This window comes from Actinomadura decatromicini, from assembly GCF_008121305.1.
In the GTDB taxonomy this organism is placed as follows: domain Bacteria; phylum Actinomycetota; class Actinomycetes; order Streptosporangiales; family Streptosporangiaceae; genus Spirillospora; species Spirillospora syzygii.
In genome coordinates this window covers 517,375-539,193 of sequence record NZ_VSRQ01000001.1, presented here as the reverse complement: position 1 = coordinate 539,193, position 21,819 = coordinate 517,375, and the positions used below count along the sequence as shown (strand labels likewise).

16 protein-coding genes, 1 tRNA gene and 1 riboswitch are annotated in these 21,819 nt (G+C 73.2%); of the genes, 6 read left to right on the top strand and 11 right to left on the bottom strand.

Annotation, left to right across the window (positions count from 1 at the left end):
- Nucleotides 1-111: 111 nt before the first annotated feature.
- Nucleotides 112-612: an SRPBCC domain-containing protein gene (locus FXF68_RS02075; RefSeq protein ID WP_246178190.1), complete on the top strand. Its 501-nt coding sequence runs from the start codon at nt 112-114 to the stop codon at nt 610-612.
- A 14-nt stretch (nt 613-626) separates the two neighbouring features.
- Nucleotides 627-1,172, top strand: a complete 546-nt coding sequence (locus FXF68_RS02070; protein ID WP_148757163.1) for a TetR/AcrR family transcriptional regulator — start codon at nt 627-629, stop codon at nt 1,170-1,172.
- A 579-nt stretch (nt 1,173-1,751) separates the two neighbouring features.
- Here the strand turns inward: FXF68_RS02070 and FXF68_RS02060 are convergent.
- The 3 genes from FXF68_RS02060 to FXF68_RS02050 form a co-directional block, all read right to left on the bottom strand.
- Nucleotides 1,752-1,827: transfer RNA gene (locus tag FXF68_RS02060), tRNA-His, on the bottom strand.
- A 54-nt stretch (nt 1,828-1,881) separates the two neighbouring features.
- On the bottom strand, nt 1,882-2,478 hold the full coding sequence (orn, locus tag FXF68_RS02055; protein WP_148757160.1) for an oligoribonuclease: 597 nt from the start codon (nt 2,476-2,478) through the stop codon (nt 1,882-1,884).
- Between the two features lie 52 nt (nt 2,479-2,530).
- Nucleotides 2,531-3,181: a pyridoxamine 5'-phosphate oxidase family protein gene (locus tag FXF68_RS02050; protein ID WP_148757158.1), complete on the bottom strand. Its 651-nt coding sequence runs from the start codon at nt 3,179-3,181 to the stop codon at nt 2,531-2,533.
- 69 nt (nt 3,182-3,250) lie between these two features.
- Between FXF68_RS02050 and pdxR the strand changes: the two genes are divergently transcribed.
- Nucleotides 3,251-4,627: a MocR-like pyridoxine biosynthesis transcription factor PdxR gene (gene pdxR, locus FXF68_RS02045; RefSeq protein ID WP_342787091.1), complete on the top strand. Its 1,377-nt coding sequence runs from the start codon at nt 3,251-3,253 to the stop codon at nt 4,625-4,627.
- 2 nt (nt 4,628-4,629) lie between these two features.
- Here pdxR and FXF68_RS02040 read toward each other — a convergent pair whose 3' ends face one another.
- Nucleotides 4,630-5,214, bottom strand: a complete 585-nt coding sequence (locus FXF68_RS02040) for a hypothetical protein (RefSeq protein WP_246178186.1) — start codon at nt 5,212-5,214, stop codon at nt 4,630-4,632.
- Between the two features lie 526 nt (nt 5,215-5,740).
- Here FXF68_RS02040 and FXF68_RS02035 point away from each other — a divergent pair.
- Nucleotides 5,741-6,853 carry a phosphotransferase family protein gene (locus tag FXF68_RS02035; RefSeq protein ID WP_148757156.1) on the top strand — a complete coding sequence of 371 codons (1,113 nt, stop codon included), beginning with the start codon at nt 5,741-5,743 and terminating at the stop codon, nt 6,851-6,853.
- Nucleotides 6,854-6,910: 57 nt separating this feature from the next.
- Here the strand turns inward: FXF68_RS02035 and FXF68_RS02030 are convergent, their stop codons facing one another.
- The 3 genes from FXF68_RS02030 to FXF68_RS02020 form a co-directional block, all read right to left on the bottom strand.
- Nucleotides 6,911-8,374: an RNA polymerase sigma factor gene (locus tag FXF68_RS02030; RefSeq protein ID WP_148757154.1), complete on the bottom strand. Its 1,464-nt coding sequence runs from the start codon at nt 8,372-8,374 to the stop codon at nt 6,911-6,913.
- A 214-nt stretch (nt 8,375-8,588) separates the two neighbouring features.
- On the bottom strand, nt 8,589-10,100 hold the full coding sequence (locus FXF68_RS44355) for an RNA polymerase sigma factor (RefSeq protein WP_187437665.1): 1,512 nt from the start codon (nt 10,098-10,100) through the stop codon (nt 8,589-8,591).
- A gap of 394 nt (nt 10,101-10,494) precedes the next feature.
- A complete protein-coding gene (locus FXF68_RS02020) occupies nt 10,495-12,939 on the bottom strand; it encodes a substrate-binding domain-containing protein (RefSeq protein ID WP_148757150.1) in 2,445 nt (814 codons plus the stop codon).
- A gap of 685 nt (nt 12,940-13,624) precedes the next feature.
- Here FXF68_RS02020 and FXF68_RS02015 point away from each other — a divergent pair.
- A complete protein-coding gene (locus FXF68_RS02015) occupies nt 13,625-14,449 on the top strand; it encodes a TrmH family RNA methyltransferase (protein ID WP_148757148.1) in 825 nt (274 codons plus the stop codon).
- Between the two features lie 25 nt (nt 14,450-14,474).
- On the opposite strand, the gene FXF68_RS02010 is transcribed toward FXF68_RS02015, so the two are convergent.
- From FXF68_RS02010 to FXF68_RS01995, 4 genes are all read right to left on the bottom strand, one after another.
- On the bottom strand, nt 14,475-15,497 hold the full coding sequence (locus FXF68_RS02010; protein ID WP_187437798.1) for a hypothetical protein: 1,023 nt from the start codon (nt 15,495-15,497) through the stop codon (nt 14,475-14,477).
- Nucleotides 15,498-15,629: 132 nt separating this feature from the next.
- A complete protein-coding gene (locus FXF68_RS02005; RefSeq protein ID WP_067898136.1) occupies nt 15,630-15,998 on the bottom strand; it encodes a hypothetical protein in 369 nt (122 codons plus the stop codon).
- A complete protein-coding gene (locus FXF68_RS02000; RefSeq protein ID WP_148757145.1) occupies nt 15,995-19,789 on the bottom strand; it encodes an SseB family protein in 3,795 nt (1,264 codons plus the stop codon). Before FXF68_RS02000 ends, FXF68_RS02005 begins: the two co-directional genes overlap by 4 nt.
- 101 nt (nt 19,790-19,890) lie before the next feature.
- A complete protein-coding gene (locus FXF68_RS01995) occupies nt 19,891-21,162 on the bottom strand; it encodes an aminotransferase class V-fold PLP-dependent enzyme (protein WP_246178414.1) in 1,272 nt (423 codons plus the stop codon).
- Between the two features lie 67 nt (nt 21,163-21,229).
- A riboswitch (SAM riboswitch) is annotated at nt 21,230-21,346 on the bottom strand.
- Between the two features lie 71 nt (nt 21,347-21,417).
- Here FXF68_RS01995 and FXF68_RS01990 point away from each other — a divergent pair.
- Complete coding sequence (locus FXF68_RS01990) at nt 21,418-21,798, top strand: hypothetical protein (RefSeq protein WP_148757143.1); 381 nt, start codon at nt 21,418-21,420, stop codon at nt 21,796-21,798.
- Nucleotides 21,799-21,819 lie beyond the last annotated feature (21 nt).

Here is a 21,819-nt window from a genome sequence, read left to right as displayed (position 1 = left end):
GCGGAGGGACGGCAAGCGGGGTTGCGCGGCTAACTTAGTTAGCTTATGGTGTGGCTAACAGCGTTAGCCGAGAGGGAAGAGGCCGTCATGGTTGTCCGCATCGTGCGTATTGTGGGGATCTTGGTCGTCGCACTCGTCGTCGTCGCCGGGAGCCTGTACGGCTGGACCCGGATCCACCCGCACAAGCTTCGCGCCGAGATCGAGGTCAACGCCTCCGCCGCCCGGGTCTGGCAGGTGCTCACCGACTTCCAGGCCTATCCCGAGTGGAACCCGTTCATCCTCAGCGCCGTCGGGGAGCCGAAGAAGGGCGCCAAGCTGGTCAACAAGCTGGCCGGCAAGGACGGCGGGAAGACGATGACCTTCAAGCCGACCGTCCTGGTCGCCGACCCCGGGCACGAACTGCGCTGGATCGGCCGGTTCGGCGTCCCGGGCGTGGTCGACGGCGAGCACTACTTCCTCATCGAGGAGACGGGCCCCGGGCGCGTCAAGCTGACCCAGGGGGAGAACTTCACCGGCTTCCTGGTGCCCTTCGTCGGCAGCGTGATCGACGTCCAGGACAACTTCGCCGCCATGAACGCCGCGCTCAAAAAGCGCGCCGAGGCCGCGTACTGAGAGAAGATCTCACCGTGAGCGGCCGGCCTGAACTCAGTGTCCTGAGCTCCCGCGCGACCCAGATCGTCTCGGTCGCGCGGGAACTGCTCGAAGAAGAGGGCCGCGACGCCCTCACGATGCGAGCCCTGGCCGCGCGGCTGAACATCCGCGCGCCCTCGCTCTACAAGCACTTCACCAGCAAGGCCGCCGTCGAATCGGCGCTGATCGAGCTGGGCATGGCCGAGCTCGGCACCGAGCTGTACCGGGCCGTCGAGGAGCCGGAGCCGGTGTCGGCGCTGCTGCGGGCCTACCGCACCGCGGCTCTGGCCGGCCCGCACCTGTACCGGCTCGCGACGCAGGGCCCGCTGGACCGGGCAAGTCTCGCGCCGGGCCTGGAGGACTGGGCGGGCACCCCGTTCTTCCTGGTGATGGGCGAGCCGTACACCGCGCAGGCACTCTTCTCGACCGCGCACGGCATCACGATCCTGGAACTGGACGGACGCTACCCGCCGGGCTCCGACCTCGACCGGACCTGGGCGGAGGCCGCCCGCGCCTTCGAGCTCGTCCGGACCCGCCGATGACGAGCCAGGCAGGCGGCGCGCCGGCCGGAGGGCCCGGCGCGGCGGAGCCCGCGACGTCGGCCGGGCCGGACGACCGCGCACATCACGTCGCCCCCGAGCGGCCCCGACCAGCCGCTACGGGTGCTGCGGCAGGTGGGAGGCAGGAGCAGGTGATCGCAATGACCGACCGCGCCGCCATGCGCCGTCGCTCACACCACCCGACCGCGGACCGAGTCCCACAACAACACCACCCGGGACTCGGCTGCCGTGCGTGGCGAGGTGAAGGCGGCGGACGTTGCCAGGCGCGCCTGCGTGGGCATCGGCACTGTGTCCAACGTCCTCAACGACCCCGGACGCTCGTTGCGGGACGTAACTCGCAAGGCCGCGCGCGGGCGTCCTGGACACCGATCGCGCGGGGCCTTGCTCCGCACGGGCTTCGGCACTCGCGTTGTCGCCGCGATCGCCGGTGGCCGCTCTGGACGAAGCCCTCCGGCCCGTCGGGCGGGCAAAGGAAAAGGGACGATCCGAAGATCGTCCCACGGAATTCCCACAGAGAGTGTCTCTGCCCTTCATGCCAAGCCCCGAAAGGGGGCCTGACCTTGGGGTGAGTGAGGGGACTTGAACCCCCGACATCTTGGACCACAACCAAGTGCTCTGCCAGCTGAGCTACACCCACCGTGGCCGGGAACGTGCCCGGCTCCCAGTAGTGTAGCGGTTCCCGTGGTGTGGGTCAGCCCGCGGCCACGCGGGCGGCGACGGCGCGGGCCGTCTCGGAGTCGGGGCCGGGCTGCGGGACGAAGACCGCCGCGCGGTAGTAGCGCAGTTCCTGGATGCTCTCGGTGATGTCGGCGAGGGCGCGGTGGCCGCCCTTCTTCTCCGGGCTGGCGAAGTAGACGCGCGGGTACCAGCGGCGGGCCAGTTCCTTGATGGACGAGACGTCCACCATTCGGTAGTGGAGGTGACCGTCGAGGGCCGGCATGTCGCGGGCGAGGAACGAGCGGTCGGTGGCGATGGAGTTGCCGCAGAGGGGGGCCTTGTTCGGCTCCTTGACGTGGCTCTTGACGTACTTGAGGACGATGTCCTCGGCCTCGGCGAGGGTGACGCCGGACGGGAGGGCCTCCAGCAGGCCGGACACGGTGTGCATGTCGCGGACGACCTGCTTCATCTGGGTGAGCGACTCGGGCGGGGGTTTGATCACGACGTCGACGCCGCGGTCGAGGATGTTCAGCTCGCTGTCGGTGACCAGTGCGGCTATCTCGATCAGCGCGTCGTTCCGCAGGTCGAGGCCCGTCATCTCGCAATCCACCCACACAAGCCGCTCGTTCATGGATTCACCCTACGACCATGAGCGACTGCGCGGGGCATTGAGTTGGAACGAATTAGGAGGTCACGCGCCGCGTGATGTGAGCTGGGACGGGGATTCCCGCACGCAGCGCAGGATCGGGGTCGGGAGAACCGAACGTCTGGTAGATCGGGACGACGCCCGCCCAGACGCCCAGGGCGTAGTCCTCGTCGTCGTCGCTGGGGCCGCCCTCGCGGACCTTGACGGACGCCTCGTCCAGGGAAAGGGCCAGTACGGAGACGGCGGCCATTTCCTTGCGGGTGGGCTTGCGGGCCACGTCCCATTGGCCGGTGGTCAGGTTCTCGGTGACGACGCGGAGTCCGGTGAGTTTCTCGTCGGGATCGGTGACGAGGCGTGGCGTCCCGTAGATGACGGCGCTGCGGTAATTGATGGAGTGGTGGAACAGGGACCGGGCGATGACGAGCCCGTCCAGGTGGGTCACCGTTACGCAGACCTCCTGGGACGGCCCCGCCCGGAGGCTGCTCGCGCCACTGGACCCGTGGACGTAGAGGGTGTCGCCGAGGCGACCGTAGGCGGTGGGGATGACGCGGGGCGAGCCGTCCACGACGACGCCGAGGTGGCAGATCATGCCGGCGTCGAGGATCTCGTGGAGGACGGAGCGGTCCTCGGTGGAACGCTCCGGAAGCCTGCCGAGGCGTGTCCGGGCGGTCGACGAGAGTGGGTTCATGGCCGTTTACGCTAGAAGTCGAGTGGCCTGGTCGGTAGTGCCACTCGAAGCGTAAAGCGGGAGACCACTTTGTCGATCGACCTGCCTCTCGCCGTGGACCGGGACGCGGCCGAGCCGATGAGCGCCCAGCTCGTCGGCCAGCTGCGGACGGCCATGGGGGAGGGACGGCTCGCGGCGGGGGAGCGGCTCCCGGCCAGCAGGGCTCTCGCGGCCCTGCTCGGCGTGAGCCGGACCGTCGTGACGGAGGCGTACGAGCAGCTCTACGCGGAGGGCTGGCTCGAAGGGCGGCACGGGTCCGGGACGTACGTCACGGAGGGCGTCGCCGCGCCGCCCATGCCGAAACCGCGCCCGGTGGAGGCGAGGTCGGTGAAGCGGGCCGCCGCCCCGCACGAGATCGACCTCCGGGCTGGGCTGCCCTGGGTCGGGGCGCTGGACACGCCCGCGTGGCGGCGGGCCTGGCGGCTCGCGTCCGGGATGGCGCCGCAGCAGCGGCAGGATCCGCACGGCCTGCCGGGGCTGCGCGCCGCCCTCGCCGACTACGTCCGGCGCAGCCGCGGCGTCGCGTGCCCGGTGGACGGCCTCCTGATCACGCGCGGCGCGACGAACGGGCTCGACCTGCTCGCCGCGACCGTGCTGCGGCCGGGGGACCGCGTCGGGGTCGAGGAGCCCGGCTACCGGCGCGCCCGCGCCGTCCTCGCCGGGCGCGGCGCCGAGGTGGTGCCGTGCCCGGTCGACGAGCACGGCCTGATCGTGGACGGCCTCCCGGACGGTCTCCGGCTCGTCCACACGACGCCGTCGCACCAGTTCCCGATGGGCGGGGTGCTGCCCGTGCCGCGGCGGCAGGCGCTGCTCGCGTGGGCGCGGCGGAACGGCGCGCTCGTCGCCGAGGACGACTACGACGGCGAGTTCCGCTACGACGTCGCGCCGCTGCCCGCCCTCTACGGCCTCGACCCGGACGTGGTCGTCTACCTCGGCACGACCGCGAAGATCCTCACGGCGGACATGGGGGTGGGCTGGCTCGCGGGGCGTCCCGCGCTGGTCCGGGAGATCGCGCTGCGCCGGGAGGAGCTGAACGACCGGACGGCCGTCGTCCCGCAGGACGCGCTGCGCCTGCTGCTGGAACGCGGCGACCTCGACCGGCACGTCCGGCGGATGCGCGGTGAGTACGCGCGGCGGCGGGACGTGGTCGTCCGCGCCCTGGACGGCCTGGTCCTGCGCGGCGACACGGCGGGGATGCACCTCGTCGTGGACGTCCCGGCGCCCGTGGCCGCCGGGGTGGAGCGGGCGGCGGCGGAGCGCGGCGTCCTCGTGGAGACGCTGCGGCACCACCACGCGGGACCGCTCGGCGCGCCCGGCCTGGTGATCGGCTACGGCGCCGCGGCGAACCCGGCGGAGCTGCGCGCGGGCTGCGAGATCGTCCGGGAGCTGGTCACCACCCGCCGATGACGTCAGTTGGACATGGCCGACTGGCCCACCCGCACCGGTTCGGACGTCGGACGCGGCCGCGCCGGGTCGCTCTGCGGCGGCAGGACGGGCTCGGCCGACCGCGCGTTCCGCGGCACCCGCCGCGGCGGCCCGGCGTCGCCGAGCGGGGCGCGCGGGCGCGGGATCGGCGCGACCGGGGTGTCGGGCCCGGTGATGCGCCGGATGTCGATGCCGCCCGGGTCGGGGCGCTCGGCCATCGGCACCTGGGACGCCCCGTAGTGCCCGCCGTGCGCCCAGTCCCGGCGGCTGCGCCGCGCGTGGTAGGACTGCGGCGACGGGAGCGGCGGCCCGGCGGGCCAGCGCCGCGCGACGCCCCACGAGTCGAGCCACTGGACGATCGCGTCCAGCCCGGCGAGCAGCGCGCCGGTGAACGGCGCCCTGGACTGCCCGATCACCATGATCTGCACGCAGACGCGGCCCTCGTGGCCGATGCGGTCGCCGAGCAGCCGGGCGGCGCGGGTGACCGGCACCAGCTGGACGATCTCGCCGGTGCCGGGATGCCACACCAGGTGCGGCGGCCGGTCCTCCTTGATGAGGTCCGCGGCCACCGAACGGGCTGAGACGGTGCGCGGGTCGTGCTCGCCGGCGCACCACACGGCCCTCGGCGCCCCCCCTCGCAGAGCCCCGCCGTCCTTACGGGCCGGCATGCGTCCGGCTCCCGGCAGCCATGCGTCTGCCACGGTGCGTCCCCCCAATCGGGTGGTCTAGCCCCCGAATGGTCTAGTCCTCGTCTCATGGCCCGGCGGGACCTGTGGTCCAACCCGCCGCCATGGGCCGGAAATGGCGGCTATCGACCTCCGCGCCGGGTAGCGACCACTCTGCTCGGGTGTCGGTGCAGATGCGTACCCCGGGTGTCCGATGAATCCACCTTGCGTCCCTCAAGTTCCTGTAGTCCCGCTGGTTGGACAATCGTCCGATATCGGTCATCTTAGCGTTATCGCAGGTCAGAGGCCATGCTGAAGGTTGGGTGAAGCCTGGCTGGAAGTCGGCCGGAAGTGGCCGGGAAGGCAGGGCCGCGGACTGGTAGGGGGGCGGGTTCGCGCGCCGAACCGAGCCGCGTTCTAATAGGGCGCCATGACCCTTGACGCAGAGTCTCCGGCGGGGCCGCCGCCCGACGTCCCGGGCATCGACGTGCCCCGGCTCGCGGCCTGGCTGGCCCGCGAGCTGCCCGGCTCTGGCCGCATCGGGGCGATCGACCTGATAGCCGGAGGGCGCTCCAACCTCACCTACGGGATCACCCTGGACGGCGGCCGCCGCGTCGTGCTGCGCAGGCCGCCGCTCGGGCACGTCCAGCCGACGGCCCACGACATGGGCCGCGAGCACCGGGTGCTGACCGCGCTCGGCGGCGGGACGGGCGTGCCCGTGCCGCGCACGCTGGCGTTCTGCGCCGACCCGTCCGTGCTGGGCGCGCCCTTCTACCTCATGGACTTCGTCGACGGCCGCGTCCTGCGCACCCGCGAGGACGCCGCCGGCCTCACCCCGGAGCAGGCGCGCGGCCTCAGCGAGGCACTGGCCGCCGCGCTCGGGGCGATCCACACCGTCGACGTGGCGGCCGTCGGCCTGGACGACTTCGGACGCCCGGCCGGCTACATGGAACGCCAGCTCAAGCGGTGGGGCAAGCAGTGGGACGGGTCGCGGGAGGCGATCCGCGCGACCGGCACCGACCGCGCCCTGCCCGAGTACGACCGGCTCGCCGCGCGGCTCGCCGAGCGGCTCCCGGCGGACGCCGCCGCGCGGGGGGAGCGGGCGCGGCTCGTCCACGGCGACTTCCGGCTCGACAACGCGCTCGCCAGGCTGGAGCCGCGGCCGGAGATCGCGGCCGTGGTCGACTGGGAGATGTCGACGCTCGGGGACCCGCTGTCCGACCTCGGGCTGACGCTCGTCTACTGGGCCGAGGCGGCGGACGCCGAGGAACTGCCCGTCGGCGCCACGATCACCGCCGCGCCCGGGTTCTTCACCCGCCGCGAGTTCACCGACCGGTACGCCGCGCTGACCGGCTTCGACCTCGCCGACCTCGACTTCTACGTGGCGTTCGCGTGCTTCAAGCTCGCCGTCATCCTGGAGGGCATCCACGCCCGCTACCTGCAGAAGGCGACGGTCGGGCAGGGGTTCGACCAGATCGGGGACGCCGTCCCGCTCCTGCTGGAACGCGCGCACCGCGTCCTCGACACACGCTCACCCTGGTAGGGGCGGGGACGCCCGCTGGGCGCGGGCATCCCGGTCAGCGCCGACAGGACGTTCCGGTCAGCACCAGTAGGACACCGACGCGGTGCCGCCCGGCGAGACGGTGACGCTGCCGGACTGGCGTCCCAGGCAGAGGCCGATGTCGCGCGACACCCGCACGCCGCCGCTCTGCCCCGCTTCGAGATGGCCCGCGCCGCCCGCCGCGACGGGACCGGACGTCCCGGTCACGCGCCAGTTCACCGGGCCGCCGACGGCGGTGATCCGGATGACGCAGGAGTCCTGGCCGCCCATGCTGCAGCCCTGCACCGACAGGCGTCCGGCGCGCGGCGGTTCCGGCCGGTTCGGCGGGGACGGCGTCTTCGAGGGCGTCTTCGCCGGGGTCTTGGACGGCGAAGGCGACTTCGACGGCGACTTCGACGCGGTCGGGGACGGCGACGTCACCGACGGGTCGAGGCCGCTCGGCGACGGGTCGGGGTCGCCCGACTCGCCGCCCGGGGAGCCGCTGCCGCCGGTCGCCGGACCGCCCGCCGCCGCGCCGGTGCCGTCGCCGCCGCCGAGCCAGGACATCGCGCCGACCAGCAGCACCACCGCGCCGACCGCCACCGCGACGGCGGCTATCAGCGGGCCGCGGCGGCGCGGCGACCGGTCGCGGGACCGCGCGGGCGACGGCTCGTAGGGGAGCGGCCAGCCGTACTCGTCGAACGGCTCCGTCCAGGCGGCGATGGCGCGGCGGTTGGCGCTGCGGTCCTCGGCGGTGGCGGCGGTGAGGACGTCCAGCCGCAGGTCGCCGGGGATCGCCGCGATCGGCAGGACCGACAGCAGCCGGTCGGTCTGCAGCGGCGGCGTCTCCCGCTCGCCGCACACCGGGCAGCTCGCGACGTGCCGGACGAGCGACGTCGCCGCCTGCGGCGACAGCGGCCACGACTCGGTCAGCGCGGAGACGCTCGGGCATTCCTTCCAGTGGTTCTGCGCGATGAGGGCGGCGTGCAGCGCGGCGCCGAGGTCCTCGCGGGACTTCTCGACGAGCGCGAGCGTCTCCTCCAGCGGCATCCCGAAGATGCCGGAGAGGTCGACCTCGTCCAGCTCGTGCCGCACCGACAGGTCGATCGCCTCGCGCTGGCGGCCGTTCAGCGCGGCGAGCGCGCTGTGCGCGAGCAGCCGGCGCTCCTCGCGGCGGGCGAGCTGCTCGTCGGTCAGGTCGTCGTCGGCCTCCGGCGCCTCCTGGCCGGTGTGCCGGTTCGGGCTGTCGCGGCGCCGCATGCACTCCTTGCGGGCGATCGCGTACAGCCAGCCGCGCAGCCGGTCCGGCTCGGTGAGCCGGTCGATGTGCTCGCGGGCCTGGATGACGACGTTGCGCAGGGCCCCCGCGGCCTCGACGCGGTCACGGAGCAGGCCGTGGCAGTAGTCGTAGAGGAACGGCGCGTAGGTGTCGTACACCTCGGTCAGGGCGATGACGTCCCCGGCTCGCAGCGAGTTCGCCAGCCTGAGGTCGTCTTCCTGCCCGGGCCCTGGCTCACCGGCCACGGGAATCCTCCCAGTCGAGTTCGGTGTTCTTGATCGTGCCCCCGGCGAGCCCCGACGTCCGTCGGCCGACTCTGGTTGCCAGATCTTGCCACCAAGTCTCTGAGATTTCTCCCTTATGAGCGGATTTCAGTGACGGATTAGGTACGCCCCGTGGCCGTCTCGCCTAGTGAATAGCCCCTTGGACCACAAAAATGTGATCTGAGCCACGTTGACGTCAGTTGCCCCCTCCGCCCCCACCGCCCCCACCGCCTCCGCCGCCTCCGCACTCCCAGGAGACCTGCCGGCTCTCGCCGCCGGGGGAGAAGGTGACCGTGGTGGACCCTGAGGGATCGGCACAGGAGCCCAGCGTGAACGTGGCGGCGCTGCCCTGCCCCGGGGCGAGCGTGCTGCCGCCGCCCCCGCTCACCGGGCCCCCGCCCGACACGGACCAGGTCACCGAGCCGCCGACCGCGCGCACCGGGATCGAGCAGCTGTTCCCGACCCCGTTGATGGTGCAGCCGCCGCCGACCTGCAACGTCCCTGTCCTGGGCTTGGTGCGGGTCGGAGTCGGGGTGGGGGTGCGGGACGGACGGCGCGTCCGCGTCGGGGTCGGCGTGGGGGACGTCGTCGTGGGCGTTGGGGTCGCAGTCTCGGTGGGCGTCGGGGTCTCCGACGGCTCCTCGCTCTCGCTCGGCTCGGCCGAGTCCGGCGCGACCGAGGCCTGCCCGGTCGGCTTGTCCTGCGCGGCCGACCCGCCGGACGGGCCCGGCATGATGAAGAACGCCCCGGCGACGATCACGACCACGGCGGCGACGGCGGCGAGCACCGGCCAGAGCGCGCGGGGCGCGCCGCGCCGGCCCCCGCCGGACGGCGGCTCCGCGCGGTCGACGGTCACGGGCCAGCCCCAGGCGTCGAACGGCTCGGCCCGGTGCGCGATCTCGGCCAGGTCGGGGGCGAGGGACGGGTCGGTGGCCGTCGCCATGACGAGCCCGCGCAGGTCGGTCGGCATCATCGCGACGGGCAGCACCTGCAGGAGCCGGGCCGCGGAGATCGTCCGGTCGCGGCGCGGGATGCAGGTCGGGCACGTCTCGATGTGGTGGACGAGCTTCCGCACGACCGGCGGCGGCAGCGGCTGCGGGCCGTCGTCGGAGAGGGCGGCGACGCTCGGGCAGTCGCGCCCGTGCCGGGCGAGGTGGGCGGCGGCGAGCGCGTCGTCGAGGCGGGCGCGCGCGGCGCCGGTCACGTCGGCGGCCTCCTGCGCGTCCAGGCCGAGGACGCCGCCGACCTCCACCGGGTCCAGGCCGTGCCGGAGGTTGAGGTCGAGCGCCTCGCGCTCGCGCCCGCGCAGCGCGGCGAGCGCGCTGTGGATGAGGCGGCGGGCCTCCTCGCGGTTCGCGACGTCGGCGCCGTTGAGGAAGACGTCCTCGACCTCGGGCGCCTCGTGCCGCTCGGCCGGACGGGCGGGATCGCGCAGCCGCCGCATGCACTCGTTGCGCACCAGCGCGTACAGCCAGCCGCGGAACCGGTCCGGCTCGCGGACGACGGACACGTGCGCGTACGCGGCGATGAGCGCGTCGTGCAGGGCGCCCGCCGCCTGCTCCTGGTCGCGGAGCAGCGCGTGGCAGTAGTCGTACAGGCGGGCCGCGTAGCGATCCATGACCTGGATGAGGGCGCTGGGATCGCCAGCCGCCAGCGACCGGGCGAGACGTTCGTCGTCAGCGCGGTCGAGATTGGGCCATCCGGACACAGGGTCCTCCCGCGGGCTGGGGGATACGAAAGTCCGCGCCCGCGACGCGCGGACCGGACTGAAGATCATTTGGGGAGCGAATGCGCTCTCCCTGGGCCCGGCCTCCCGGCCGGCGGCCCCTGAGCCGCCTCGTCAGGTGCGGCTCCGCCCCCCGTCACGGGTCGGGGAGGGAGAGCGGGTCGGAGGCCCGACGGCCCCGCTCCCCGTCGGGCCTCCACATGAATTGACGATCGACGGAGGCGCCAGGTTGACACGAATCGCCGGAAAAAACCGGGAACTACCAGGCGCATTCACATGATCACCGAGTGCGGAGAGTCGTGCAATTCTCATTGGATCCTCTCCGGCCCGGCCCCGGCGACCTGACCTGCGCGACGCTGCCGAGGGTGAGGGACGCTCACTCGATGCGCCTGGCGAGCATCTTCAGGAAGATCTTCTTGATCTCGTCCGGGGTCATCGCGATCTCCACGTTGCCGTACGTGACGTTCGCGATCTGCTGGAGCTCGTTCCGGTCCACGCCCTTGCCGAACCCGATCATGTTGACCTGGATCGGCTTGTTCGGGTCCTGCATGCCCTTGAGCTGCTTCAGTGTGTCCTGCAGCGACGGGCCGCCCGGGTCGTCGTTCTTGCCGTCCGTGAGCAGCAGGATCGAGTTGCCGAACTCGGGCTTGTAGGTCTTGTTCATCGTCTTGTAGGCGGCGAGCAGCGTCCGGTAGAGGCCGGTGTCGCCGTTCGGCTTCGGCTGCATCTGGTTGAGCGCCGAGAGGAACAGGCCGCGCCGCGTGGTCGACCCGACCCGCTCGCCGAGCGGACCGATCGAGATCGTCTCCTTGTACGGCGTGGAGCCGTTCATGTCCGTCGAGAAGAGCCACTGGCCGAGCTCGGTGTCGTTCGACATCATGCTCAGCCCGCTCTGCGACACCTGCGCGATGGCCTGGAGCCGGTTCAGGCTCGGCCCGACCTGCTCCGCCATCGAGCCGGACACGTCGATCAGCGTCAGCATGCGCAGCCCGAGCGTCAGCTTCGCCCACGCCTGCATGGTCTTCGCGACGGCCTCGGTCTGCGGCGCGGGGAGCTGGCGCGGCCGGGCCGGGCTGACGCCCGCCTTCTGGTCGAACCCGCCGGGGGCCTTGCCGTCCGGCGCGCGGAAGCCCAGCGCGAGGGCGTCGCCGCGGGTGGCCTCCGTGCTCATCGCCTTCTCCAGCAGGCGCGCGCCCTCCGCCTTGGCGTCGTCCTTGGCGGTGATGGTGAACGGGTAGTCCATCGACAGCGTGCCTTCGAGCGGGTACAGCGCGACCGCGGGCTCGCCCGGCTTCGTCTGGTTGTACTGCCAGAGGGCCTGCTCGGACGACAGCGAGATCGGCTGCTTGCCCGCCCGTCCCTTGCGGAACTGCTCGAACTCGGCCGCCACGGTCGGGACGGTGCTCTCCCGCACCGTCCGCACGATGCCGGTGAAGATCGTGTCGCGGTTCGGGTCGTTCGCCAGCAGCGTGCTGGTGATCATCAGCGAGCCCATGCCCGCCGCGTTCTTCGTCGGGTCCGGCACGATCAGCCGCACCGTGCCCGCCGGGATCATCTGGTTCTTGGTCACCGCGCCGCCCGCGACGCCGCCCGCCGCCTTGAGCAGGTTGTCCCAGGACGGGGCCGCCGTGATGCCCTGCTGCTTGAGCTGCTGCGCGAGCGACTGCGGCAGCCCGACCACGATCGGGCTCGTCGCGACGGACGTCTTCGTGGGGGTGATGCCGCCCCTGCCGATGCCGCCGCCGCTCGCGGACTGGGCGAGGGCCGTCCACAGCGACGAGTCGGGGATCCACACGTCCGGCCGCTCGTTGGCCGGGTCCGTCACCGCCTGCCCGGACAGCAGCGTCGACACCGACGCGGGCTCCGTCTTCTTCACGGTGGCCCGGACGCACTTGCCGCCGGACTTGTGCTTGGCGTCGTTGAACCGTCCGGCCGCCTTCTCCACTACCGGCGCGATGTCCGGCGCGACCGCGACCGTGAGGTTCATCGCGCCGTCGCCGGAGCAGCCGCCGCTCTCGGCGAACGCGTACACGCCGACGCCGAGCAGGAGCGCGAGGCCCGCGGCGCCCGCCATCGGCCCGATCAGCGCGGTCGCGCTGCGTTTGCGCCTGCGCCTGCCGTACTCGTGACCGCCGGACCCGCCGCCGTAGGAGCCGGACCCGCCCGGCCCTCCGTAGCCGCCGGAGTCGCCGGGCCCGCCGGAGTCGCCGCCGCCCGTCCCGCCGCCGAAGTAGCCGGACGGGCCCCCGTCCGAGCTGCGGATCGAGTCGTACTCGCTGTACCCGGTCCCGGCGAGCGGCGAGCGGGAGCTCTCGGACGGCGCGCCCGGCTCCCCGTACCCGCCCGTCGAGCCGTACCCGCCCGTCGAGCCGTACTCGCTCGGCGGGCTGTACTCGCTCGGCGGGCTGTACTCGCTGGATGGGCCGTATTCGCTGGGTTGGTTGTACTCGCTCGGTTGGCCGTACGGCCCGGTTTGGGACGCGCCCGCGCCCGTTCCGTAGTCGCCGGAGCCGTAGACGGGCTGCTCACCGGTTCCGTACACGGGCTGCTCGCCGGACTGGCGCGGCGTGAACCACTGGGGCGTCTCGCCGGACGCCCCCGGCGGCGGGCCCTGCGGACTCTGCGGGCTCTGCGGGCCGGGGGGCGGGGCGGCTTGCGGTTGCGCGGGCGGCTGAAGGGGCGGCTGGGCGAGCGGACCGCTGTCGCGGGTTCCGAACCAGTCCGCAGAGCCGTCGTTGGCCGGCCCGAAGACGGGGGTGGACGGGTCGTACCCGCCGCCCCCCGTCCCATCGGGGAAGTCATTGCGATGACGTCCGCTCATGGCCTGCCCTCGATTCACCAGAAACCCGCCGATGTTCCCCGGCACTGTAGTAGTACGAACCAGAGGTTACAAAGAACTCAAAAGTGATAATGACGCAGGTCATCAGCGCCTGTCTCGACGTTCCCGTTGCTGGTCAGAGCGGTGACGGTCCGCGAGCACGGGGGTGCGGACGGTGGCGTGCCGCGCGGAACGGTCACCGCCCGTCCGGAGGTGATCGCAACGGTCCACATATATAAGGTGTGCGGCGGCGCGCCGATACCGTCCGTGTGCGATCACATGGGACGAGTGACGGCCGGTTGGGCGGCGACCATGGAAATGCCATGCCGTGAAATGGCCATTCTCGGCCGTGCGGCGCGTGGCGTCGGCCGTTCTGGTAATGGCGTTCCATTCGCTTCGATGACCTTCTGATTCTGGTTCTGGAACGTGCCCGTCACGCCATTCGCGAGGGTACGGCCGCGGCGCCGATCCGTTGTGCCGCGGCCACGTCCGCGACGGTCGGCCCGTCCCCAGGAGGGCACCTCTAGGCGGAGGCATCAGGGGCCTCATCCATCACATTCGACGGAATGCGACACTCTTTCCCGCAGATTCCGACAACGGACGGCGGCGAAATCCGGTCGTGCGAGTGGGGCCGCTGTTGCGGGTGGTCGAGGCGGGGCCGGCGGACGCGGGTTGGCAGACTTGGGGGATGGCCAGCCTGGTTCCCGTCACCGACCCCGCAGACCCGCGCCTCGCCGACTACGTGCGGCTCCGCGACGTGAACCTGCGCAAGAGCCTGGAGGCCGAGCACGGCCTGTTCATCGCCGAGGGCGAGAAGGTCATCCGGCGCGCGGTCGCCGCGGGGCACCCCGTCCGGTCGGTGCTGATGGCCCGCCGCTGGTTCGAGCCGCTCGCCGACCTCCTGGACGGCGTCGACGCCCCCGTCTACGTCGCCGACGACGCGGCCCTGGAGGCGATCACCGGCTTCCAGGTCCACCGGGGCGCGCTCGCGTCCCTCGAACGGCTCCCGCTGCCGGGCGTGGACGCCGTCGTCGCGGAGGCTCGGCGCGTCCTCGTCCTGGAGGACCTCGTCGACCACGCCAACGTCGGCTCCATATACCGGTGCGCCGCCGCGCTCGGCATCGACGCGATCGTCCTGTCCCCGAGGTGCGCCGACCCGCTGTACCGCCGCGCGATCAAGGTCTCCATGGGAGCGGTGTTCGCGATCCCCTACGCCCGCATGACCGACCGGCACGGCGACCTGGCCAAACTGCGCGCCACCGGGTTCACGCTGCTGGCGCTCACCCCCGACCAGGCGGCCACGCCCCTGGACGGCGCGGCGACCGGCGGCCGCGTCGCCCTCATGCTCGGCTCGGAGGGCGACGGCCTCTCGTCCCGCTGGCTGGACGAGGCCGACCAGCGCGTGTGCGTCCCGATGAGCGCGCGGGCCATGGCGAACGGCGTCGACTCGCTCAACGTCACCGCGGCGGCCGCGATCGCCTGCCACGCGCTCGTCCGCGACATTCCGTCCTGACCCCTCGTCCGGGCTCAGGCGCCGGTCACTTGCCGAAGACGCCCTTGCGCGGACGGCGGTGCGTCCCCTTGAGGCGCTTCGGATCCTCGGCGGGCTGCCGCCGGCGGCCCAGCCGCACCTGCGTCAGCAGCAGCGAGAACGCCACCATCAGCGCCGCGAGCCACGCGATCTGCGTGCTCGCGATCCGCTCGAACGTGAGGTCCTGCGCGACGGGCGCGTTGTTGCCCTGCAACCGGCTCTGCGGCGCCAGCGCCGGACTCGGCGCCACGGACGGGTTCTGCGGGACGGGACTCGCGATCGGCGGCAGCGCCACCTGCGGGTTCCGCGGGTCGAACGACGAGTTCGGCGCGGGCGGCAGCACACCCCCCGTCCCGGACCCGCTGTTCCCGGTCCCGCCGCCCCCGGTCCCTCCCGACCCGCCACTGGAGCCGCCGCCCCCGGAGCCGCCCCCATTGTGCGACGGCGACTTCGTCGGCTTCTTGGTCGGCTTCGGGGGCTTCTTCGTGGGTTTCTTCGTCGGCGTCTTCGGCGGCGGCGTCTTCGCGGAGGGAGTGAACGTGAGCAGAGGGGACTCGTTGACGCCCGCCAGGGACTTGCCCTCCGAGGCGGTTCCCGACAGGGTCACCTTGTAGATCAGCGTCACCTTGGACTTCGTCTCCTGGGGGGCGCGGACCAACGTGGTGATCGCCTCGGGCTCCGTGCCCACGGTCCCCAGCGTGCAACTCGCGGCCTTCGGCGGCGGTGGGCATGCTCCCTTGTATTCGAGCTCCGTCTTCGGCGACACCGTCAGGTCGATCGCCGTGACCTTGACGCCCCTCATCTCACCCGCGTCGGTCTGGACCGTGGTCGTGACGGTTATCCAGTCGCCCGCCTTGGCGCTCGTGGCGTCCACGTCGACCTTCACCTTGAGGGTGGTCGGCTGGGCGGGGAGCGAGGACGGGTCTGTGGCGGGGGGCGACGTCGTGGGGGAGTCGGTGACGGCGATGGCGGACGCGCCGCCCGTGGCCAGGATGGCGGCCGTGCCGAGCCCCACAAAGATCGGTTTCACCGCTGGTCGGCAGATCACTGCCGCAGCACCTCCGTCGCGTCGCCGTTGTACGCATGCGCCGTTCTCGGTCGAGGGTTCGCCTCGGGAGCCATGCGAACACGGATCAATGGACCAAATCAACCCCGTTCAGGATTAGATCATCTCTTCCCGGACGTCTTCGACTTCTGACCTCGGCGCCCAGGATTGCCAGACTCCCAGGTCGACTCGGTCGAGCCCGAGGCCCTCGGCGACCGTGGCGCGTCCGCCCGCGAATTCGACGCGCAACCAGGTCTCGTGCTCACCGACGATGACGAACCGCTCACCGCGCCAGCGGCACGTGGTGCGGACGTAGCGCAGCTCCTCCACCTCGGACGCGGGGACGATCCGCCGGAACCGTCCGGCGCGGATCTCCTCGAAGCCGTCGGTCGGCGCGGGCGCGTACAGCCTGACCTCGCCGTCCGCGCCGGGCGCCGCCTCGAAGTCGCGGCCGAGCCAGCGCGCGACGTAGCCGTCCCGGATCACTCCGCGGCCTCCGTCCGTCCGTTCCACGACTGGGCGTTCGCGTCCGGCCGCAGCCAGGCGAGCCGGTCCGGGTCGTACATGGCCACGAACCGCTCGGTCCGGTCGCCCGCGAGGTAGTACATCTCCGCACCGTAGGGGAGCCGAACGCTGTCCACCTTGTACTCGCGGATGGACCCGGCGCTGCCCGGCGCGAAACCCGTGCCGAGGAACGGCGGCCGTTCGATGACCCAGCCCGCCTCGCCCCAGGACGCCATCTCCTCCTCGTTCCGTCCGCCGAAGGGGATCCGGTAGAGGTCGGGGCAGTACGCGGGCCAGCGGATCACGTACACGCCCTCGTCGCCGGGCGAGAACGGCGACCCCTCGTAGAGCAGCCCCAGCGCCTCGTACAACTGGACGGGCGTCTGCAACTCGCCGACGTCGTTCGTCGAGTGGACGAACCCGCCCACCCTGTCGTAGCCCTGCTCCAGGTACCAGGCGACGTGCCCGTGCGGCACGACCTTCTGCATGATCGTCGGGGACGCGACCCGGTCGTCGAGATCGGCCGCCGGGTGCGGCTCGGGAACGTGCCCACGCTGGGACGCGAACCCCGGCTCGGACACGAACTCGGGTTCGGGCTCGGGCAGCGCCGGAGCCGGAACCTCAGGACGCGCCAAAGCCTCGGACCGGTCGTGGACGTCCGGCCGATCCGGAACCACCGGCTCGCTCGAAACCCCGGGAAGGCCATGGTCCGCCGCTTGCGCCGGGACCTCGGACCGCCCGCCCACCTCCGGCCTACCCGGAACCTCGGGTCGGCTCTGGACCTCGGGCGGACTCTCCGGAACCTCGGGTCGGGTCGGGACCTCAGCCTGCGGAGACGAGACGTCCGGCTCCGCGCCCGCCACCGAGCCCGAGGCGTCTGGACGCGCCAAGGTTTCGGACTGGCCAGGGATCTCCGGTCGTGTCGGGACTTCGGAGCGGCCCGAAACCTCCGGCCCACCTGGGACCTCGGGTCGGGTCGGGACCTCGGGCTGCGGAGACGAGACGTCCGGCTGCGCGCCGGATGCTGAGCCCAAGGCTTCCGGACGCGCCAAAGGCTCGGGTCGGCCGGTGACCTCCGGTCGCGTCGGGACTTCGGAGCCGCCCGAAACCTCCGGTCCGCTCGGAGCCTCGGAGTGGCTCGGGATTTCGGACCGGGCCGGAAGTTCGGGCCGGGCCGGAACCTCCGGCTGGGCCGGTAGATCGGATCGGGCCGAGACCCCGGGGTGCTCGGCGGCCTCCGGCCGGGCCAGAGCGTCGGCCCGGGTCGGGACCTCGGGATTCGCCGGGAGTTCGGAGAGGGACGGGACTCCGGAGGGGCCGGGGGCCTCTGGTCGGACCAGAGCGTCGGATCGGGCGGGGGTCTCGGGGTGAGCCGGGCTCTCCGGGCGTGCCGGAGTGTCGAGGTGGGGCGGGACCTCGGATCGTCCGGCGGACTCGGGGTGGGGCGGGACCTCTGGGTGGGTGATGGCGAGGCCCACGCGGGCCGCCCATTGGCTGAGTTCCCTCACCTGGTCGCCGCGCAGGGACGCGCCGATGTGTGTGCCCGGGTTGAGGAGCATCGTCCAGTCGTCGCGGGGCCAGCCGCTGATCAGCTCGCGGAAGTCGGCGTACACGAACCGCGACTGCGGCAGCACCTCGCGCAGCCGCACCAGCGAGGTGAACACCTGCACCGCCGACTCGGTGCGCAGCGCCGCGTCCCAGCGGAAGTCGCGCTGGATCGGCGTGACTTCGAGGGGGGCGTCGTCCGGGATCGGCACCAGCACGTTGGCGTTGAGCAGCACCCGCAGGAACCCGTCGGAGTCGCCGCCGGACGCCGCCTCGTACAACTCCTGGTCGATCCGGTTTCCGGGCTCGAACGCGGGCTCGGGCTCCGGGACGGGGGGCGGCGGCCGGACGTCGTCCCGCGCGGCGGCGGTCTCCTCGGAGACGGCGGGCGCCGGGCTCTCCGCGTCCCGCGGCTCGATGCGCTCGTCGTGCGGTTCGGGCACGTTCGGCAGCGCGGACGGCTCGGGGACGTCCTGCGACGTCTCACCCGGGTCGGCGGCCGGGACGGCGGCGGCGTGCCGTCCGGGCGTTCGCGGCGCGGTGGGATCGGGAGCGTCCCCCGCGGGCTCCTCGGCGGGCGCGCTCGGCACGGCCGCCTCCGGCTCGGCCGGGACGGCGGGCGACGGGGCGGACGACGGTGCGGCGGTCGCCGGAACGGGGGGCGCCACCGGGACCGCGGGCGCCTCCGGGGGCGGCGGAGTCGCGGCGGCCGGAGCGGCGGCGGGCGACGCGGCCGGGGTGTCCGGGCCGCGCAGCGCGCGGACCTGGTCGCCCGGCAGGGTCGCGTCGATCGGCGTCCCCGGGTTGAGGACGAGGTTCCACCCCGTCTCCGGCCACGCCGCGACGACGTCGACCAGCGTCGGCATCACGAACCGGGACGAGCCGATCGCCTCGTTCATCCACTTCAACGACGTGAAGATCTGGATGGACGTCCGCCCGTGCACGGACACCGGCCGCCACGGGAACCCGGGATCGGCCGGGTCGATGCCCCACGGGGTGTCCGGGTCGGCGGGGACGAGCACCTGCGCGCCGAGCAGGATCGAGTAGAAGGCGTCGGTGTCGCGGCGGCGCGCCGCGTCGAACAGGCGTTGCTCGATGTCGTTCTGCGGCTCGAAGTCCGCGGTCATGCGCTGCGCGGCGCGCTGGTCGGCCCAGGCGGCGAGGCCGGGCAACTGCTGCGCGAGGACCGTGCCGCCCGCCGGCGACCCGGAGTTGATGGCGAGCAGCCAGCCGTGGTCGGGCCAGTAGCGCAGGACGACGGTGAACGGCAGCCTGATGTACTCGGTGCCGGTCCCGGCGGCGTGGGCGGCCTCGATGAGGCGCTCGGGCGAGGTGAAGACGGGGACGACGGTCGAACCGTCCACCTCCCGCGTCTGCCAGGGGAACCCAGGACGGCCCGGACGCAGCGCGTAGTCGATGTCGTCCGGGATGGGCAGCAGCACGTCCGTCGCCGCGAGCGTCTGCAGGAAGAGGTCGTGGTCGTTGTTGGCGGCGGCGCGGAGCAGCTCGCGCTCCACGTCGTTGGCGGGCTGGAACTCCGCCCGCGCCGTTCCGCCCCGCGCCGCGTCGGCCTGCTCGGCGACCGGATCCGGCACCTGCTCGGGCAGGGGCCCCGGCTCGGGAGCCTGCCCGAGCGTCGGCTCGGACGCCGCCTCGGGCGCGGGCTCGGGTGCGGGCTCGACAACAGGTCCGGGCTCGGCGGCGGGTGCGGCGGGTGCGGCGGCCGGTTCGCGGGGGAGCCCGCGGTGCTGGCCGCGCAGCTCCTCCCAGGGCGGGGACGCGCGGCCGACCTGCGGCGGGCGGCCGTCGCCGGCCGCGACCTGCCGGACGAACCAGGCGGGCAGCCGCGACTCGATCGGCAGCGCCGCCGTGGCGCCGCGGGCGGGCGCGTCGACGGCGAGCCACCAGCGGTCGTCCGGCCACGTCTCAGCGATGTCGCCGAACCGGACGGTCACGAAGTGCCGGTAGGACGGCCCGAGGCAGGCGCGCATCGCCGACGCCGACGTGTACGCGAGCACGTGGACGCGGCCGTCCTCCTCCTGGGTCGGCCAGGACGGCTGCGCCTCGCCCGCGAGCATCCCCTCCGCGATGTCGGGGGGCACGGGGACGACGAGCTCGCTGTCCGCGAGGAGGCGGAAATAGCTCTCCTGGTCCCCGGCCCGGACGGTCTCCTGGAGCCGGCGCTCCAGTTCCGACGTGGGACGCCACGCGTCGGCCACGGTCGCCACCCCCTGTTTCCTCCGTGCTCGTCCCCGCGCGTCTGCCTACGCTACATGGGCGAACAGCACCAAAGCGCACCATCACCTGACAGTACGGGTGAGCGCGCTGGTCAGCGTCCCGTCAGTCCGGCGAGGGCGGCGAGGAGCCGATCGACGTGCTCCTCGCTCGTGCCGATGCCGAGGCTGGCGCGGACGGCGGTGTCCCGGCCCCCTGCCGAGCACCCCGCCCGGTCTCCCCGCCCGTCCCCGTCCAGCAGGTGCCGGACGAGGGGGTGGGCGCAGAACCTCCCGTCCCGGACGCCGACGCCGTACTCCTCGGACAGCGTAAGCGCCACGTCCGACGCGTTCCAGCCGTCCACGATGAACGACACGATCCCGACGCGCGGCGCGCGGTCGCCCCACAGCGTCAGCTCCCGGACGGACGGCAGCTCCGCGAGCCCCGCGCGGAGCCGTCCGAGGAGCGACTCCTCGCGGGCGCGGACCGCGTCCCACGATCCGCTCAGCGTCGCGCAGGCGGCGGCGAGCGCGATCGCGCCCAGCACGTTCGGGGAGCCCGCCTCGTGCCGCTGCTCGGCGGACGCGGCCCAGCGGGTCGTCCGGCCGACGGACGCGCTGGCGCCGCCGCCCTTCAGGTACGGCTCGGCGGCGCGCAGCCAGTCCGCGCGCCCGGCGAGCACGCCCGTGCCGAACGGCGCGTACAGCTTGTGCCCGGAGAACGCGACGTAGTCGAGGCCGAGCGCCGTCATGTCCAGCGGCCGGTGCGGGACGAGCTGCGCCGCGTCCACCGCGATCCGCGCGCCGTTGCGGTGCGCGACCTTCGCCAGCTCCTCGACCGGCCACAGCTCGCCGGTGACGTTGGACGCGGCGGTGACGACGAGCAGCCGCGACCCGATCGGCGACTCGCGCAGCGCCCGGTCGGCGGCGGAGATCGCCTCGGCCGGGGTCGCGGGCGCGGGCAGCCGCACGGCCCGCCGCCACGGCAGCAGGGAGGCGTGGTGCTCGGTCTCGAAGACGACGACGCTCGTCCCGCGCGGGACGGCGTGCGCCAGCAGGTTCATCGCGTCCGTCGTGTTGCGCGTGAACACGACCGCCGAGCGCCGCCACGCGCCGAGGAACGACCGGACGGCGTCCCGCGCCTCCTCGTACGCCCGCGTCGTCACCTGCGACGCGTACCCGGCGCCGCGGTGGACGCTGCTGTAGTACGGCAGCGCGCGGGCGACGGCCTCGTGCGCCGCCTCCAGGCAGGGCGCGCTCGCCGCGTAGTCGAGGTTGGCGTAGGGGACGTGTCCGCCGCCCTTCACGGGGACGGGGACGTCCGCGCCGATGATCCGGGGGAGCGGGCGAACCCGGCCCCCTTCGGCGCGCGTCACAGCAGGAGTGATGGGGGAGGGGGCGAGCAGCGTGGACACACCGGAGCCTTCCGGGTCAGGGACCCCGGGGAGTGGCCAGGGTCCGCGCTTGCCGGGCCGCGGAACCGCGTCCGGCCGGGTCCTCACCCGGGGCACCCCATCGCGGACGAAGGGTTGCCGGCCAGCAAGCCGGGGCTTGACGCTGGCGCTCATGACCTAATGCGGAATTATATGCGGGTCTGGTCGGGGATCAAAGATGGCCGGGCGGGGACCGAGCTGGAGGGTGCGATGCGGTACGGGGTTGTTCGGGCGCTGGCGGCGGGCGTCGCCGCGCTGGGCGCGGCCGGCCTGCTGGGCGGGTGCGGCGCGCTGGGCGGCGACTCCGGCAAGGTGTGCGACGACACCAGGCAGGCGTTCCAGCAGTACATCACGCAGGTGCGGAGCGTCCCCGCGGCGGAGCCCGCGCAGTGGCGGCAGGCGACGGAGAAGCTCGCCGGGCGCCTCGACGCCCTCGCGAAGGAGACCGGCGACAGCGACCTGCGCAAGGCCCTGAAGGCCGAGGCGGACCGGCTCCGCGCCGCCGCCCCGGCCGTCGGCGGCGGCGACGTCGCGCAGCTCGACACCGTGCTGAAGGAGACCCCGGCCACGATCGGCAAAGCCTGCGACTGACCCGGCCGGGGCCCCGGAACC